General features: G+C 55.1%; 17 protein-coding genes and 1 riboswitch. Of the genes, 8 read left to right on the top strand and 9 right to left on the bottom strand.

The features are described 5' to 3' along the window. The first annotated feature begins 514 nt into the window (after positions 1–514). Positions 515–2,536 (top strand): excinuclease ABC subunit UvrB, encoded by a 2,022-nt coding sequence (gene uvrB, locus KE671_RS07605; RefSeq protein ID WP_206162420.1) that lies wholly within the window; start codon positions 515–517, stop codon positions 2,534–2,536. A 104-nt stretch (positions 2,537–2,640) separates the two neighbouring features. Here the strand turns inward: uvrB and yvcK are convergent, their stop codons facing one another. Beyond that, entirely contained in the window at positions 2,641–3,549 is a 909-nt protein-coding gene (gene yvcK, locus KE671_RS07600; protein ID WP_206162419.1) for a uridine diphosphate-N-acetylglucosamine-binding protein YvcK, read from the bottom strand. A 266-nt stretch (positions 3,550–3,815) separates the two neighbouring features. Further along, positions 3,816–3,959, top strand: a riboswitch (molybdenum cofactor riboswitch). On the opposite strand from yvcK, the gene moaA reads away from it, so the two are divergent. The 6 genes from moaA to KE671_RS07570 all read left to right on the top strand — a co-directional run bounded on the left by moaA (position 3,947) and on the right by KE671_RS07570 (position 7,414). After that, a complete protein-coding gene (moaA, locus tag KE671_RS07595) occupies positions 3,947–4,936 on the top strand; it encodes a GTP 3',8-cyclase MoaA (RefSeq protein WP_206162418.1) in 990 nt (329 codons plus the stop codon). It overlaps the preceding riboswitch by 13 nt. Positions 4,937–4,961: 25 nt before the next feature. Then, complete coding sequence (gene moaB, locus KE671_RS07590) at positions 4,962–5,474, top strand: molybdenum cofactor biosynthesis protein B (RefSeq protein WP_206162417.1); 513 nt, start codon at positions 4,962–4,964, stop codon at positions 5,472–5,474. A 5-nt stretch (positions 5,475–5,479) separates the two neighbouring features. Further along, positions 5,480–5,965: a cyclic pyranopterin monophosphate synthase MoaC gene (gene moaC / locus KE671_RS07585; protein WP_206162416.1), complete on the top strand. Its 486-nt coding sequence runs from the start codon at positions 5,480–5,482 to the stop codon at positions 5,963–5,965. Beyond that, positions 5,958–6,203 carry a molybdopterin synthase sulfur carrier subunit gene (moaD, locus tag KE671_RS07580; protein WP_206162415.1) on the top strand — a complete coding sequence of 82 codons (246 nt, stop codon included), beginning with the start codon at positions 5,958–5,960 and terminating at the stop codon, positions 6,201–6,203. The genes moaC and moaD overlap by 8 nt, the downstream gene beginning before the upstream one ends. Position 6,204: 1 nt before the next feature. After that, positions 6,205–6,657, top strand: a complete 453-nt coding sequence (gene moaE, locus KE671_RS07575; RefSeq protein WP_061076926.1) for a molybdopterin synthase catalytic subunit MoaE — start codon at positions 6,205–6,207, stop codon at positions 6,655–6,657. A gap of 52 nt (positions 6,658–6,709) precedes the next feature. Continuing rightward, a complete protein-coding gene (locus KE671_RS07570; protein ID WP_206162414.1) occupies positions 6,710–7,414 on the top strand; it encodes a Bax inhibitor-1/YccA family protein in 705 nt (234 codons plus the stop codon). A gap of 132 nt (positions 7,415–7,546) precedes the next feature. On the opposite strand, the gene KE671_RS07565 is transcribed toward KE671_RS07570, so the two are convergent. From KE671_RS07565 to KE671_RS07555, 3 genes are read right to left on the bottom strand one after another with little or no spacing between them, the layout of a single operon-like run. Then, a complete protein-coding gene (locus tag KE671_RS07565; RefSeq protein WP_206162413.1) occupies positions 7,547–8,509 on the bottom strand; it encodes a lysylphosphatidylglycerol synthase domain-containing protein in 963 nt (320 codons plus the stop codon). Then, a complete protein-coding gene (gene clsB, locus KE671_RS07560; RefSeq protein ID WP_206162412.1) occupies positions 8,509–9,750 on the bottom strand; it encodes a cardiolipin synthase ClsB in 1,242 nt (413 codons plus the stop codon). Before clsB ends, KE671_RS07565 begins: the two co-directional genes overlap by 1 nt. Then, on the bottom strand, positions 9,747–10,508 hold the full coding sequence (locus KE671_RS07555) for an endonuclease/exonuclease/phosphatase family protein (RefSeq protein ID WP_206162411.1): 762 nt from the start codon (positions 10,506–10,508) through the stop codon (positions 9,747–9,749). Before KE671_RS07555 ends, clsB begins: the two co-directional genes overlap by 4 nt. A 133-nt stretch (positions 10,509–10,641) precedes the next feature. Between KE671_RS07555 and KE671_RS07550 the strand changes: the two genes are divergently transcribed. Next, on the top strand, positions 10,642–11,052 hold the full coding sequence (locus KE671_RS07550) for a YbhQ family protein (RefSeq protein WP_206162410.1): 411 nt from the start codon (positions 10,642–10,644) through the stop codon (positions 11,050–11,052). On the opposite strand, the gene KE671_RS07545 is transcribed toward KE671_RS07550, so the two are convergent. The 5 genes from KE671_RS07545 to cecR all read right to left on the bottom strand — a co-directional run bounded on the left by KE671_RS07545 (position 11,014) and on the right by cecR (position 16,711). After that, positions 11,014–12,120, bottom strand: coding sequence for an ABC transporter permease (locus KE671_RS07545; protein ID WP_206162409.1), 1,107 nt, complete (start codon positions 12,118–12,120; stop codon positions 11,014–11,016). The two genes, KE671_RS07550 and KE671_RS07545, sit on opposite strands and share 39 nt — an antisense overlap. A gap of 66 nt (positions 12,121–12,186) precedes the next feature. Continuing rightward, a complete protein-coding gene (locus tag KE671_RS07540; protein WP_206162408.1) occupies positions 12,187–13,320 on the bottom strand; it encodes an ABC transporter permease in 1,134 nt (377 codons plus the stop codon). After that, entirely contained in the window at positions 13,313–15,049 is a 1,737-nt protein-coding gene (locus tag KE671_RS07535; protein WP_206162407.1) for an ATP-binding cassette domain-containing protein, read from the bottom strand. The genes KE671_RS07540 and KE671_RS07535 overlap by 8 nt, the downstream gene beginning before the upstream one ends. Continuing rightward, positions 15,042–16,037, bottom strand: a complete 996-nt coding sequence (gene hlyD, locus KE671_RS07530) for a secretion protein HlyD (protein WP_206162406.1) — start codon at positions 16,035–16,037, stop codon at positions 15,042–15,044. Before hlyD ends, KE671_RS07535 begins: the two co-directional genes overlap by 8 nt. Beyond that, positions 16,037–16,711 (bottom strand): transcriptional regulator CecR, encoded by a 675-nt coding sequence (gene cecR, locus KE671_RS07525; protein WP_206162405.1) that lies wholly within the window; start codon positions 16,709–16,711, stop codon positions 16,037–16,039. The genes hlyD and cecR overlap by 1 nt, the downstream gene beginning before the upstream one ends. Positions 16,712–16,880: the final 169 nt, after the last annotated feature.

The raw sequence follows: 16,880 nt of genomic DNA, 5'->3' as shown, positions 1-16,880 counted from the left end.
GATAAAAATCAAAATTTAGCGATAATTTTTTTTTATGTGCATTCTGGTCGGCCGGACCGGGAATTTGCCAGGCGGCAGGCCATATGGCCTGCAGGCAGTTATCCACCATTCCTGTGGATAACCTTGTGTATTAGAGTTAGAAAACACAACGCAAGCGAGAGAATACGCGGCTTTCAGCCGAATTGGTGCGAAAGGCGTCTTTATGAAATATCCTATAACTTACAATGCGTTAGATAAAATCAATGGCTGTCATATTGCGGTCATTGAATGCAATAAAACTTTCATAACACACCTTGACAATGTTAACGAAGTCAATGGTCTGGGGATAAACCCGCTTCCTGGTGTAATATCTTGCAAGCGATGAAATTTTAGCCATCTCCGATCCGCTTTAATCATGCGTAACACAAATTTTATGAGGCGTTACTGTTTTTTCATCCAGTATATTTTACTGGCAATATTATCCCCTGCGAGTAAAATTACATTCCTGCCCGCTCACTCCTTCAGGTAGCTGCTCATGAGTAAACCGTTCAAACTGAATTCCGCATTTAAACCTTCCGGCGATCAGCCCGAGGCGATACGCCGTCTGGAAGAGGGCCTGGAGGACGGCCTGGCGCATCAGACGCTGCTTGGCGTAACGGGATCGGGGAAAACGTTTACCATCGCCAATGTTATTGCCGATTTGCAGCGCCCGACGATGGTGCTGGCGCCCAACAAAACGCTGGCGGCGCAGCTATATGGTGAAATGAAAGAGTTTTTTCCGGATAACGCCGTCGAATATTTTGTTTCCTACTACGACTACTATCAGCCGGAAGCGTACGTCCCCAGTTCAGACACCTTCATCGAAAAGGATGCCTCGGTGAACGAACACATTGAGCAGATGCGTTTGTCGGCCACTAAAGCGTTGCTGGAGCGCCGGGACGTCATCGTCGTGGCCTCTGTTTCCGCCATCTACGGTCTGGGCGATCCCGATTTATACCTGAAGATGATGCTGCATATGACAGTGGGCATGATCATCGATCAGCGCGCCATTTTGCGGCGGCTGGCCGAACTGCAATATACCCGTAACGATCAGGCCTTCCAGCGCGGAACCTTTCGCGTGCGCGGTGAGGTGATCGACATCTTCCCGGCGGAATCGGACGACATTGCGCTGCGTGTGGAGCTGTTTGACGAAGAGGTGGAGCGCCTGTCGCTGTTTGACCCGCTGACCGGGCAGATAGAGTCCACCATTTCTCGCTACACCATCTACCCGAAAACGCACTATGTGACCCCGCGTGAGCGTATTGTGCAGGCAATGGAAGAGATTAAAGTCGAACTGGCGGAACGGCGCAAAGTTCTGCTCGCCAACGACAAACTGCTGGAAGAGCAACGCCTGAGCCAGCGTACCCAGTTTGATCTGGAGATGATGAACGAGCTGGGCTACTGCTCGGGGATCGAAAACTACTCGCGCTTTCTGTCAGGACGCGGGCCGGGTGAGCCGCCGCCGACGCTGTTTGACTATCTGCCCGCAGACGGTTTGCTGGTGGTGGATGAATCCCACGTCACTATCCCGCAGATTGGCGGAATGTATCGCGGCGACCGGGCGCGTAAAGAGACGCTGGTGGAGTACGGTTTTCGTCTGCCGTCGGCGCTGGATAACCGACCGTTAAAGTTCGAAGAGTTTGAAGCGCTGGCGCCGCAGACCATTTATGTGTCTGCGACGCCGGGCAATTACGAGCTGGAAAAATCGGGCGGCGAAGTGGTTGACCAGGTGGTGCGTCCGACAGGGTTGCTGGATCCGGTGATCGAAGTGCGTCCGGTGGCAACCCAGGTGGACGATCTGCTTTCAGAGATCCGTAAGCGTGCGGAGATCAACGAGCGCGTACTGGTGACCACACTGACCAAGCGCATGGCGGAAGATCTCACTGAGTATCTGGAAGAGCACGGCGAGCGGGTGCGTTATCTGCACTCGGACATAGATACCGTCGAACGTATGGAAATCATTCGTGACCTGCGTCTGGGCGAATTTGATGTGCTGGTAGGAATCAACCTGTTACGCGAAGGTCTCGACATGCCTGAGGTGTCGCTGGTGGCGATTCTCGACGCTGATAAGGAAGGGTTCCTGCGTTCTGAACGTTCGCTGATACAGACTATCGGTCGTGCGGCGCGTAACATTAACGGGAAGGCGATCCTTTACGGTGACAAAATTACGGCCTCGATGGCGAAGGCGATTAGCGAAACCGAGCGACGTCGTGAGAAACAGCAACTGTACAATGAAGAGCACGGCATTACTCCGCAGGGCCTGAATAAAAAAGTGGTCGATATTCTGGCGCTGGGGCAGAACATTGCCAAAACCAGGGCAAAGGGCAGAGGCAAATCGCGTTCTGCTGCGAAATCGGATGTCGTGGAACTGGACATGACGCCAAAGGCGCTGCAGCAAAAGATTCACGAACTGGAAGGGCAGATGATGCAGCATGCGCAGAACCTGGAATTCGAAGAGGCCGCGCAGATCCGCGATCAACTGCATCAGTTGCGTGAACTGTTTATCGCGGCTTCGTGAGAGATTGATTGCCGGATGGCGGTGTAAACACCTTATCCGGCCTGGTTGCTGTCCGCAGATTCGATAAGTCGGCCTGATAAGCATTGCGCCATCAGGCTAACCGTTTAGCCTAGCGCCTGCACAGCTTTCTCCAGCGCGCTGTGTAATAACTGGCGGTCATGGCGATAGGGAATATCGCTGGCCTCCAGCACTTCCTGAATCACTACCCGGTCGCTGACGGCAGAGATATCTACCTTCGGCCCCACGATAACCGCATCAACGACTTTCTTGCCAACGTACTGCTCCATAATGGTTAGCTTGTCGATAAGCGTCAGGCTTGCGGCGGGGATGCTCAGTTCCCGACCCAGATTGCCGATGTAGACCATCGGCGCCTGCGTGCGGCGCAGCGCCTGCGCAAGATCGTCCAGCAGCAGGATCGGCATCAGGCTAGTGTAAAAGCTGCCCGGGCCGATAATAATCAGATCGGCATCGTTAATCGCCTGCACCGCTTCCCGAGTGGTAGGCACCTTCGGTGACAGCATCAGCTCCTGCAACGGTGAGGTGAGCTGATCGATATTCACTTCACCGTACACTTCATGCCCCTGATCGTCGATCGCCATCAGATCAACCGGCAACTCCGACATGGGGATTAAATGCGCATCCACTTTCAGCAGATTACGGATTAAATTGATGGCTTCCAGAGGCCGCACGCTCAGGTGATCGAGCGCTTTTAACATCAAATTTCCGAGGTTATGACCGGAAAGTTCGCCATTACCGCCAAAACGATACTCAAACATCGCGGAGGCGACGCTCGGTTCGGTAATAAGCTGATTGAGACAGTTGCGCATGTCGCCCCAGGCGATTCCCCCTTCTGAGCGGCGAATACGGCCCGTTGAGCCACCGTTATCAGTCGTCGTCACGATCCCGGTGAGGCGTGAACCCAGGGAGGAGAGGGAAGAGAGAACGCGTCCTAATCCATGCCCTCCGCCGAGAGCAACGACACGATCCAGGTCAACCAGCGTACGATTGCGCATAAAAATTCCTGAAGTCAGATGTACCGCGCTACAGTAGCGCAAACAGGGGCTTTTCAGCAATTCGCCAACGGCAAGTTGAGATAAAAATTCTCCCACGTTACCCCTTTAAGGTGATCCGCGCCTGACAGCGAAATGATGTACATCAATGCAAAAGTGCTATTTTCACTTATTCTGTAGCGAAATGGCACGATCATGGCGCTATATATATGATTACACAGCGTTAAGTGTGAATGGCATAATGTTCGTTTACACGCTAGTATCGCCATAACCACAGTAAACACTCTAGCCTCTGCACCTGGGTCATAATGATACGGTGCTTTGGCCGTGACAACGCAAACGCATTGCCACCAGGGCGCAGGAAGAAATGACTTCGCCTCCCGTATTTGGAAAGGTGTATATGGCCACACAACTGACCGATGCTTTCGCACGCAAGTTTTACTACTTGCGTCTGTCAATTACCGACGTGTGTAACTTTCGTTGCACATACTGTCTGCCGGACGGCTACAAGCCTGGCGGCGTCACCAATAAGGGTTTTCTCTCCGTCGATGAAATTCGTCGGGTGACCCGCGCGTTTGCCAACCTGGGCACTGAAAAAGTGCGCCTGACCGGTGGCGAACCTTCTCTGCGCCGTGATTTCAACGACATCATTGCCGCCGTGCGCGAAAACGAGGCGATTCGTCAACTGGCGGTGACGACCAATGGTTACCGTCTGGCGCGAGATGCCGCCCACTGGCGCGATGCTGGCTTGACCGGCATTAACGTCAGCGTCGATAGCCTCGATGCGCGTCAGTTCTATGCGATTACCGGGCAGGATAAATTCCAGCAGGTGATGGCGGGTATCGACGCCGCGTTTGATGCCGGTTTTGAAAAAGTTAAAGTCAACACCGTGCTGATGCGCGATGTGAACCATCATCAGCTTGATACCTTTCTCGACTGGATCCAGACGCGCCCCATTCAACTGCGTTTCATCGAACTGATGGAGACGGGTGAGGGCAGCGAACTGTTCCGTAAACACCACATCTCCGGCCAGGTACTGCGTGATGAACTGTTGCGTCGTGGCTGGATCCACCAGCTACGCCAGCGAAGCGACGGTCCGGCGCAGGTCTTCTGTCATCCTGATTATGAGGGTGAGATTGGCCTCATCATGCCGTATGAAAAAGATTTCTGCGCCACCTGCAACCGTCTGCGCGTCTCCTCCGTGGGTAAACTCCATCTCTGCCTGTTCGGTGAGGGTGGCGTCAGCCTGCGTGATTTACTGGAAGACGATAAGCAACAAGCCGCGCTGGAAGCGCGTATCTCGCTTGCGCTGCGTGAGAAAAAACAGACCCATTTCCTGCATCAGAACAATACCGGTATCACCCAGAACCTCTCATACATAGGCGGTTAATGCCGCTTTGAACAAGGAGTTTTCCATGAGTCAGGTAAGCGCAGAATTTATCCCGACCCGCATTGCTATTCTTACCGTGTCGAATCGTCGTGGCGAAGAAGACGATACCTCCGGCCATTTTCTGCGTGATTCCGCGCAGGAAGCGGGGCATCAGATTATCGATAAAGCGATTGTCAAAGAGAACCGTTACGCCATTCGCGCACAGGTTTCGGCATGGATTGCCAGTGACGACGTGCAGGTGGTGTTGGTCACCGGCGGCACGGGCCTGACCGAAGGCGACCAGGCCCCGGAAGCGCTGTTGCCGCTGTTTGACAGAGAAGTGGAAGGCTTTGGCGAAGTGTTTCGCATGCTGTCGTTTGAAGAGATCGGCACGGCCACGTTGCAGTCGCGTGCGGTGGCGGGCGTGGCCAACAAAACGCTGATTTTCGCGATGCCGGGCTCCACCAAGGCCTGCCGTACCGCATGGGACAATATTATTGCTCCGCAGCTTGATGCCCGCACGCGTCCCTGTAATTTTCACCCACATCTGAAGAAATAATAAGTATGTCGCAACTGACTCACATAAACGCCGCCGGTGAAGCGCACATGGTAGATGTCTCCGCGAAAGCAGAGACCGTCCGCGAAGCGCGTGCCGAAGCTTTTGTCACCATGCGCAGCGAAACGCTGACCATGATTATCGACGGCAGCCACCACAAGGGTGACGTGTTCGCCACCGCGCGTATTGCCGGTATTCAGGCGGCAAAGCGTACCTGGGAACTGATCCCACTGTGCCATCCGCTGTTGTTGAGCAAAGTGGAAGTACAACTGCAGGCACAGCCCGAACACAATCGTGTCCGTGTTGAATCGCTGTGTCGTCTTACCGGCAAAACCGGAGTGGAGATGGAAGCGCTCACGGCGGCGTCCGTGGCCGCGTTGACCATTTACGACATGTGCAAAGCGGTGCAGAAAGATATGGTGATTGGTCCGGTGCGCCTGCTGGCGAAAAGCGGCGGTAAGTCTGGTGATTTTAAGGCGGATTCGAATGATTAAAGTTTTGTTCTTCGCTCAGGTTCGTGAGCTGGTGGGTACCGATGCGCTGGATGTAGCGGCCAATTTCCCGACGGTAGAAGCGCTGCGTCAGCATCTGGCCGCTAACAGCAACCGTTGGGCGCTGGCGCTGGAAGACGGCAAACTGCTGGCGGCGGTAAACCAGACGCTGGTGAGCTTTGATCATCCGCTGGCGGCGGGTGATGAAGTGGCTTTCTTTCCTCCGGTCACGGGAGGCTGAGATGGCGGAAACAAAAATTGTGGTTGGACCTGCGCCGTTCAGCGTGGGTGACGAGTATCCCTGGCTGGCGGCACGCGACGAAGACGGTGCGGTGGTGACCTTCACCGGTAAAGTGCGCAATCATAATCTTGGCGACAGCGTGAAGGCGCTAACGCTTGAGCACTATCCGGGGATGACGGAAAAAGCGCTGGCGGAGATTGTCGATGAGGCGCGGGCGCGCTGGCCGCTGGGACGCGTCACGGTGATTCACCGGATTGGCGAACTGTGGCCGGGCGATGAAATTGTCTTTGTCGGCGTCACCAGCTCGCACCGCAGCAGTGCGTTTGAGGCTGGGCAGTTCATCATGGACTATCTTAAGACGCGTGCGCCGTTCTGGAAGCGTGAAGCCACGCCGGAAGGTGAGCGCTGGGTGGAAGCCCGTGACAGCGATCGGCAGGCAGCAAAACGCTGGTAGAGCAATAATGTGATACGCTTAGTCTGAGTTATCACTTTTTCAGGAGATTGACATGGACCGATTTCCACGATCCGAATCGATAGTGCAGGCGCGTTCTGGCCTGCAAACCTATATGGCGCAGGTTTACGGTTGGATGACCGTCGGGCTGCTGCTCACCGCGTTTATTGCGTGGTATGCGGCGAATACGCCAGCCGTCATGATGTTCGTCTTTTCCAGCAAAATTACGTTCTTCGGTTTAATCATCGCCCAACTGGCGCTGGTGTTTGTGTTGTCGGGGCTTGTGCATAAGCTCAGTGCTGGCATGGCGACCACGCTGTTTATGCTCTATTCGGCGCTGACCGGGCTCACTCTCTCCAGTATTTTTGTCGTCTACACCTACTCTTCGATCGCCAGCACCTTCGTGGTCACCGGCGGGATGTTTGGCGTGATGAGCCTGTGGGGGTACACCACAAAGCGCGATCTGAGCGGCTGGGGCAACATGCTGTTTATGGCGCTGATTGGTATTATCCTGGCCTCGCTGGTGAACTTCTGGCTGAAGAGTGAAGCGCTGATGTGGGCGGTGACCTATATCGGCGTGGTGGTATTTGTCGGGCTGACCGCCTATGACACCCAGAAGCTGAAAAATATCGGCGAGCAGATTGATGTGCGCGACAGTTCGAATCTGCGTAAATACTCTATTCTGGGCGCGCTGACGCTGTATCTGGACTTTATCAACCTGTTCCTGATGCTGTTGCGTATTTTTGGCAACCGCCGCTGAGATTGCTCTATGCTTTATCCGGCCTACAAAAATGATCCTGTAGGCCGGATAAGGCGTAGCCGCCATCCGGCATTAAGTCGAGATGATTATTTTCCAGGCCGGATAAGCGCAGCGCCATCAGGCGCTAAAACCTCACTTCGCCATCGCCTTTTCATTCTTTGCCCGCAACTTCTTCGCCCGACTCTCCAGCAACAGATAGCAGATCAGCGCCAATAACAGGGGAATAAAGTAATAGAGCACGCGATAGGCGAGCAGGGCGGCAATAATCGTGCCTTGCGATGTGTGTTCCCCCGCCAGCAGTGCGATAAAGACCGCTTCCAGGACGCCAATTCCCGCAGGAATGTGGACAATCACCCCCGCGATACTGCTGACCAGCAGCACGCCCAGCACGAAGAAATAGTTTACCTCCTGGCCCAACAGCAACCAGATGATCACCCCCATTACCATCCAGTTAGCACTGGAAATGGCCATCTGCGCGAGCGCAAACTTCCATGATGGCAGCACCAGTTTCTGCCCTTTGATTGTCATATGACGATGTTTTGCGAAAGCACAAAACCACAGGTAAGTGGCGATGATTACCAGCAATATCACGCCCAGAATACGCAATGTACTCTCATCGATGTACCAGTGAGCTGGCAGTTCTACCACGCCAAAGGTGAAGATAATCCCGCCTAACAGAATATACCCCAGCCAGTTGGTGGTGATGCTAAGCGAAAAAATACGGGTGATGGTGCCACCCGGCAGGCCAAGGCGGGAGTAGAGCCGGTAACGCATACCAATGCCGCCGACCCAGGTACTGAGCGTCAGGTTAAAGGCGTAGCAGATAAATGACACCAGCATCACCTGCCGTTTAGCCAACTTGTGGCCACAATAGGCGCGGCCCAGCAGGTCATAGCAGCCATAGAGCAGATAGCTGAGGATCACCAACCCGACGGCGCTCAGCAACGCAACCCGGTTGTAATCGCGGATGACGGTCCACACTTCCTCCCAGTTGACCTTGCTGGCGTAGACGACCAGCAGCACAATGACGGCGATAAAAAACAGCCAGGTGAGGATTTTTTTTGCCAGCCGCCAGCGCGGATGTGATTTTGCCATCAGGGTTTGGCTCCTGTGTTGTGCACTTCCACCCGGTCCTGCGTTTCCATTTCAGGTTGAGCGGGGGGATCCACTTGCGCCAGATGAGGCGTATGCGCCGGAAGCCAGCCGACCAGCGCCGGGAAGTGACGTAAGAAGTGGAACGCCAGCACGCTTTTAGTCAGGTTCCACCAGGTGCGTCTTGGCAGCATCGACTCATCCACCTGCTTACAGTCCTTGACCATGATTGCGTTGAGGTTGTCGCGTAGTGTCTGGTTAAACGCTCTGTCGTGAATGATCAGGTTGGCTTCCAGATTAAGCGACAGGCTAAGCGGGTCGAGATTGCTGGAGCCGACCGTCGCCCAGTGGTCATCCATCAGCGCGACCTTGCCATGCAGCGGTTTACGGCGGTATTCGTAAACCTGGACATCGCCTTTTACCAGGTAGTTGTAGAGCAGGCGGGCGCCTACTTTGACAATCGGCATGTCCGGTTCACCCTGCACAATCAGCTTTACCCGCACGCCGCGACGAGCGGCCTTGCGCATGGCGTGCAGTAAACGGTAGCCGGGAAAGAAATAGGCGTTGGCAATAATGACCTCGCGTCGTGCCTGGGTGAGCATTTTCAGATAGTGACGCTCAATATCATCGCGATGCTCATCGTTATCCCGCCAGACAAACAGCGCCTGGGCTTCGCCGGGCTGATGATTCTCTTCTGCCGGATGATGGCGGCGCCACCAGCGGCGCACCGCGCTGTGTCCGGGGAGGTTTTCTACCTCAAACTGCAAAATATCGGCAACGACGGGGCCTTCCACCCGCACCGCGTAATCCTGCTTGGCTTCCGGGCCGTAGTCGGACATATGCTCGTCGGAATAGTTAATTCCGCCAACAAACGCCACCCGGTCGTCAATCACCACAATTTTGCGATGCATGCGGCGAAAGACGTTGGTACGCATGCCAAAGAGACGGGGACGGGGATCGTAGTAGCGAAACACTACGCCTGCGGATGTCAGTTCGCCGACAAATGCATCGCTCAGGTCCGGTGAGCCGTAGCCGTCCAGCAGCACTTCCGCCTTCACACCGCGTTTTGCCGCCTTCAGCAGTGCAGCATGTAACTGTTTTCCCACGTCGTCTTCAAACCAGATAAAGGTTTCCAGAATGATTTTTTGCTGTGCATCGGCGATTGCCGCAAACACGGCGGGATAATACTGGTCGCCGTTTTCCAGTAACTGAATCTGATTACCTTCACGCCAGCCGCATTTCATAGATGGATCTCCGCGCTAAGGGGGGCATGGTCAGAGAGATGTCGCCAGTTACGCAGCGGCAGCGCCGTTGGTGAACTGGCATTGGCATTTTTCACGTAAATTCGATCGAGGCGCAGCAGTGGCAGGCTGACAGGAAACGTGCGTGCCGGACGTCCGCGGGCGCGAGTGAAAATCTCCTCCAGCCCGGCGGACACTTTCAGCGGATGGTTCGCCTTCTGCCGCCAGTCGTTAAAGTCACCGGCTACGATCACGGGTTCACCGTCGGGCAGCGCATTGACCCAGTCAGCAAGCATACTGAGCTGCGCCTGACGGTGCGATTCGCGCAATCCGAGGTGAACGCACATTACGTGTATTGGCTTATCAAGCTGTGGCGGGACAATACGGCAGTAGAGCACGCCGCGTTTTTCGCTTCCTGCGACCGAAACATCACGATTTTCATAGTGCTCAATAGGATAGCGAGACAGCACGGCGTTCCCGTGGTGCCCCTCCGGATAGACGGCGTTGCGCCCGTAGGCGTAATCACTCCACATGGTGTCGGCGAGAAATTCGTAGTGCGTGGTATCCGGCCAGTTTTCGACATGCAGTGGATGCACTTCGTGCGCGCCCATCACCTCCTGCAGACACACAATGTCCGCACTGACCGTGCGAACCGCATCGCGCAGTTCCGGCAAAATGAAGCGCTTGTTAAAGGCGGTAAAGCCTTTGTGTGTATTAATGGTGAGCACTTTGAATGAAAAATTGCGCGTATGTTGATTCATTTTTCTCCTGTTCGCGTCACTATCCTGATTGAAATAGTGTAGTCGGCGTCACAAAAAGGTGCGGTGTTACGGAATTTTCCGTAAAGTGCGGTACTCTGAGTCATTAAGAGAAAAATCCTTCAGGAGAATAGCCATGAGGTGGCAACAACGTGTTCGTGTCGCAACGGGGTTAAGTTGCTGGCAGATTATGTTGCATTTACTGGTAGTGGCGATGCTGGTATTGGGCTGGATGAGCGGCACGCTGGTGCGCGTCGGTCTGGGATTATGCGTATTGTACGGGGTGACCGTACTATTGATGCTGGCGTTACAGCGGCATCACGAGCAGCGCTGGCGCGAAGTCGCCGACGTGCTGGAAGAACTCACTACCACCTGGTATTTCGGCGCGGCGTTGATTGTGCTGTGGCTGCTGTCCCGGGTTTTACAAAACAACGTCCTGCTGGCGTTTGCGGGACTGGCAATCCTGGCCGGACCCGCTGTGGTTTCCCTGCTGGCGAAAGACAAAAAACTACATGATTTTGCGTCTAAACATCGCATACGCCGCTGATCCCGTCGTGGTCGCTATCACCAGTAGCGGCCATAAGCTTCCCCAGACAATCTGCAAACTCGCATCTTTCAAATAGATCTGCTTGGTGATATCCGTGAAGTGACGGATAGGGTTTATCCACGTCAGGTTTTGCAACCAGACGGGCATGTTCTCGACCGGAGAGACGTAGCCCGACAGTAAAATCGCCGGCATCATAAAGACAAATACGCCGATAAAGGCCTGTTGCTGCGTGGAGCAGAGTGAGGAGATCAGCAGGCCAAATCCGACCAGAGAGAGCCCGTAAATCACCATCGTGAAGTAAAAAAGCGCCAGCGATCCGGCAAACGGGATTTGGTAGGCCCAGATACCGATAGCCAACACAATTGAGGCCTGGCCGGTGGCGACAATCAGCGCGGGAACCGCTTTACCGATAAAAATTTGCCAGGTGGTGAGCGGAGAGACCAGCAGTTGATCCAGCGTGCCCTGTTCGCGTTCGCGCGCCACGGACAGTGAGGTGACGATCATTACGCCAATGGTGGTGATCATCGCGATCAGTGATGGCACTACGAACCACTTATAGTCGAGGTTAGGGTTGTACCAGTTGCGTACCACCAGCTCGCTATTGTTCGGTTTCGATTTGCCTTCCATTAACTCCTGCTGATAATTCTTCACGATTTGCTGGAGATAGTTGGCGGCGATCTGCGCGCTGTTCGAGTTACGACCATCAAGGATTAACTGCATGGGCGCAGTCTGAAAAGTATCCAGATTGCGCGAGAAATCCGCCGGAAAACGGACCAGCAGCAGCGCTTTTTGCGTATCGATCGTGGGTTGGATTTCCTGCGGGCTTTTCAGCAGCAGGATGTGGGTAAAGGCTTTGGCGCGGGCAAAACGCTGGGTCAGTTCAACGGAGTGTTTCCCGTTGTCTTCATTATAGATGGCGATGGTGGCGTTAGTGACTTCCAGCGTCGCGGCAAAAGGAAACAGTAGCACCTGAATCAGTACCGGTAGAATCAGGATCGCGCGGGTCTGCGGCTCGCGTAACAGCGATTGCAACTCTTTGCGAATTAATGTCCATAAACGATGAAACATAGTGTTGCCCTTATACCAGATGAAGCACCCCTAGGCCTGATAAGCGCAGCGCCATCAGGCAAATCATCAATCCAGCCGACGTTTGGTTTTCATCCACGTCAGCCCTATAAACATCACCGCCGAGGCGATTAAAAACAGCACGTTAACCACCAGCACCACCGGAATATTACCGGCGAGAAACAGGCTTTGCAGGGTACTGACGAAGTAGCGTGCCGGAATAATGTAAGTCACCGCACGGATCACCGCAGGCATACTGTCTATCTGGAAAATAAAGCCCGACAGCATAATTGACGGTAAAAAGGCGGCGTTAAGCGCCACCTGAGCGGCATTAAACTGATTGCGGGTGATGGTAGAGATCAATAGTCCCATCCCCAGCGTACTGAGTAAAAACAGACTGGTGATAAAAAACAACAGCAGTAACGACCCGCGATACGGGACGCCAAGAATAAACACCGACACCAGCATACACAGCAGCATCGCCAGCATGCCGAGGAAGTAGTAAGGAATAAGCTTGCACAACAGCAGTTCGGCGCGCGTCACTTCCGTGGAAAGCAGCGCTTCCATCGTCCCGCGTTCCCATTCGCGCGCGACGACCAACGAGGTGAGGATCGCGCCAATCACCGTCATGATGATCGTCACCGCGCCGGGGATAATAAAATGCTGACTGATGGCCGCCGGGTTGAACCAATAGCGGGTCTGCATCTCAATCAGCGGTTCAAAAGTTTCCCCGCGATCTTCCGCCCGTTGCATCTGCCAGATTTGCCAGATCCCTTCGACATACCCCTGCACAAAGTTGGCCGTGTTGGGTTCACTGCCGTCGGTAATGACCTGAATCGGCGCGGTGTCGTTGGGGCGTGCCATCTGCTGGGCGAAATCAACCGGAATGACCACCAGTCCGCGAATGCGACCGGCCTGCATCTTCTCAATCAGCGCCTGACGGTTATCGCTGATAGTGGCGTCAATGTACGGCGAACCGGTCATGGCGTGGGTAAAATCCAGCGCCTCCTCGCTTTGCTGCTCAAGCAGGATCCCCACCCGCAGCTTGCTGGAATCGAGGTTAATGCCGTAGCCGAAAATAAACAGCAGCAGTAGTGGGATGACCACGGCAATCAGCCAGCTACTGGGATCGCGGACGATCTGTCGCGTCTCTTTGACGCACAGCGCCCGCACGCGACGCCAGGAGAGAAGGCGGTTACGCATTGGCATGCTCCTTATCCCAGTCGTTAATCAGCCGGATAAAGGCCTGCTCCATGGTTGGGTCCGGCGTGTCGTCATCGGCGGCCTGCGCTTTCAGATCGTCCGGCGTACCGCTGGCGATTAATTTCCCGCGATAGACCAGGCCGATACGGTCGCAGTATTCCGCTTCGTCCATAAAGTGCGTCGTCACCATCACCGTTACGCCTTTTTCCACCATGCTGTTGATATGCAGCCAGAATTCGCGGCGGGTGAGGGGATCGACGCCAGAGGTGGGCTCGTCGAGAAACAGAATGTCCGGCTCGTGCATCAGCGAACAGGCCAGCGCCAGACGCTGCTTAAAACCCAGCGGCAGTGCGTCTGTGGCATGCGAGGCGATGCTTTTCAGGCCAAATGCGTCGCTCATACGGGCAATTTTTTCGTTCTGTGCGCGTCCCCGCAGGCCGTAAACGCCGGAGAAAAAGCGCAGGTTTTGCTCCACCGTCAGGTTGCTGTAGAGCGAGAACTTTTGCGCCATATAACCCAGATGCTGGCGCGCCTTACCGGAGCTGACTTTCAGATCCATATCGAGCACCAGCGCTTTCCCGGAGGTGGGGACCAGCAGGCCGCACATCATTTTAAAGGTTGTGGATTTCCCCGCGCCGTTGGGGCCCAGCAGGCCAAAGATTTCCCCGCGCTTGACGGCAAAATCAACGTGGTCGGTGGCGGCAAAATCGCCGAATTTCTTGGTCAGCGCTTTCGCTTCAATCACCGTTTCACCCGGCGTTCCCTCTACGGTATGCAGAATGGCGCCCAGCGGCGATTCAGAGGTCGCGGCGCCGCCCAGCAGATCGATAAACGCGTCTTCGAAGCGCGGCGCAGTCTCGTTGATGTCGATCTCCGGCATGCCGTTGCCATGGCGAATGTCGTCCACCGTGGCCGCTTTTTTCAGGATCAGGCGCACCGATTTCCCCTGGATCATACCGTCACTAACCTGCGGCAGTTTCAACGCTCGCTGGAGCAGTTTACGGTTGTTTTCCTGTGGGCTGTGCATCAGGAAACTGCGTCCTGCCATGGTTTGCGTCAGTTGGGTTGGCTCTCCCTGGTACAGCAGTTCGCCCTCGTTCATCAGCAGCACGTCACGACACTGCTCGGCTTCATCCAGATAGGAAGTGCTCCACAGGATCAGCATCCCGTCGCCCGCCAGTTCGTGCACCATCTGCCACAGTTCGCGTCGTGAGATTGGGTCAACGCCGACGCCCGGTTCATCCAGTAACAGGACGTTGGGTTCGCCAACCAGCGTACAGGCCAGCCCCAGTTTCTGTTTCATCCCGCCGGAGAGCTTACCCGCCAGACGACCGGTAAACGGGCCGAGTGAGGTGAACTCCAGCAGGCGGGCAAAGGTTTTCTCCCGCACGTCGCCCGTAACGCTGCGTAAATCCGCGTACAGGTTGAGGTTCTCCATCACGGTGAGATCTTCATACAGGCCAAACTTTTGTGGCATGTAACCCAGCACCGCGTGCAGCGCGCTGTCGTTTTTAATCGGATCAAAGTCAATCACCGTTGCGCTGCCGCCGTCCGGCTTCAGCAAGCCCGCCAGCATACGCATCAGCGTGGTTTTCCCGGCGCCATCCGGTCCTACCAGACCGGTGACATACCCGGCATGAATCGTACAGTCAAGTGGGGCGACCGCCGGCTTATCCATGCCGGCAAAACGCTTTGTCAGCCCGCTCAGCGTGATGACGGCGTCATTCATGCCCGGCCTCGTTGCCGAACGTCACCGTCACTGGCATACCCTGGCGAAGGGCGTCGTCGGCATCGGTGACCACAATGCGCAGGCGGTAAACCAGATCGGTACGCAGGTCTGGCGTTTCTACCGTTTTCGGGGTGAATTCTGCCGTCGGGGAGACAAAACCGATTTTACCGTGGTAAGGCTTATCCGGACGTCCGTCGGTGTAGAGCAGGATTTCACGTCCCGGTTGCGCCTGAGACAGATTGCGTTCGTCGACATATGCGCGCACCCAGACCGGTCGGGTTAGAGAAAGCGTCAGCACGGTGCCACCTGCGCTGAGCATGCTGCCGGGTTCGACCGCACGGGTTAACAACGTCCCGTCAGACGGGGCGACAAGCGTGGTGTCATGGAGGTCAAGTTCTGCCTGTGCCAGTTGCGCTTGCGCCTGTTCAAGGCTGGCTTTCGCCTGGGCGATATCCTGCTCGCGATTACCGGAACGGTACTGACGCAGTTTATCCTGGGCGGATTTCAACGTGGCCAGCGCCTGGTCGCGGGAAGAGCGGGCGTTTTCCAGATCGTTGGCGGAAATGGTGCGGCTTTTCCACAACCCCTGCTGGCGGTTGTAGAAGTTCTGCGCGTAATCATAGGCGGCCTGCGCCTGTTTCACTGCCGCTGCGGCCTGGGCGATCTCTTCCTGACGATAGCCTGCCAGCATCAAATCGTACTGGGCCTGGGCGACAGAGACGCCGGCTTTCGCCTGCATCAGGGCATTCTCATAGGGAGTGTGATCCAGTTCGCCCAGCACCTGTCCCGTTTTAATGGTATCGCCTTCATCCACCGCCAGCGACGCGAGTCGGCCCCCGACGCGAAAGCTGAGGTTAACGGTACGGATGTCCACGTTGCCGTAGAGCGTCAGTCCGTTATCCTGCCGGCTTTGATACCACCATGTGCCACCGGCAATTACAGCGAGCAGCGCCGCAATCACAAGGCCAATAACGACCGGTTTTTTCATCAGTCCAGACTCCTTTGCGATAACCCTTGCAGAATAAGATCGATATGACAGGTCACGGTCTGCGTAATCAGTGCGGTTTTTTCTTCATCAAACCGGGACCAGCCGGTACGTAACAGAATGGTTTCTTTACCCAGACGGAATGCCAGCACTTCGCCGAGCAACGCGTGGGTATGCAGAATCATGCGCGTATCGCTGGCATCGCAGCCGGTATACGCGGCGATAAGACGGGTCAGATGACTGTGCAACGGTTCAATAACCTGCTGGTGTACCCGTTGATAGGCGGCGGTAGGGGAGAGCTGTTCACGCGAGATAAATTTGCTCAGATTGACGGTGTCATCCTGAGTCAACAGTATGATCATGTTTTTGCAGGCACGCAGAATCAGCTCGCGCATGGCCGCACGGTCGGGATGAGCCTGGGCGAATAATCGTTCAGCTTCTTCCGCATGCGGTCGAAACTGCCCGCCAATAAAATCGGCAATCCACTGGGCGCAGGCGAGGTATAAATCCTCTTTTGAACCAAAATAGTAGGTAATGGCGGCAATATTTTGTCCGGCCTGCGCGGCAATGTCGCGGGTGGTGGCATGCAGGCCATACTCGCCAAACTGTGCCAGCGCGGCGGCAATCAGCTGGCTTTTGGCCTGTTCACCTTTCGTGGTCATGGTGGGTGTATTCATCACGCGGCCCAATTCTTAATCAATCGATTGATTAAGATTATGACTGATAATTCACCTTGTCCAGTCTGGTCGTTTATTTTGTCTTTTCCAGGGGCAGGGATAATTTATGCGGTGTGTCACAAAAACTGCTACACTCCGCCCCTTCATGACATTGTGGTTTTTGTCATTC

Source organism: Citrobacter amalonaticus (genome assembly GCF_018252635.1).
Taxonomy (GTDB): domain Bacteria; phylum Pseudomonadota; class Gammaproteobacteria; order Enterobacterales; family Enterobacteriaceae; genus Citrobacter_A; species Citrobacter_A amalonaticus_E.
The sequence above is the reverse complement of the archived record's forward strand: the minus strand, read 5'-3'. Positions and strand labels throughout refer to the sequence as shown.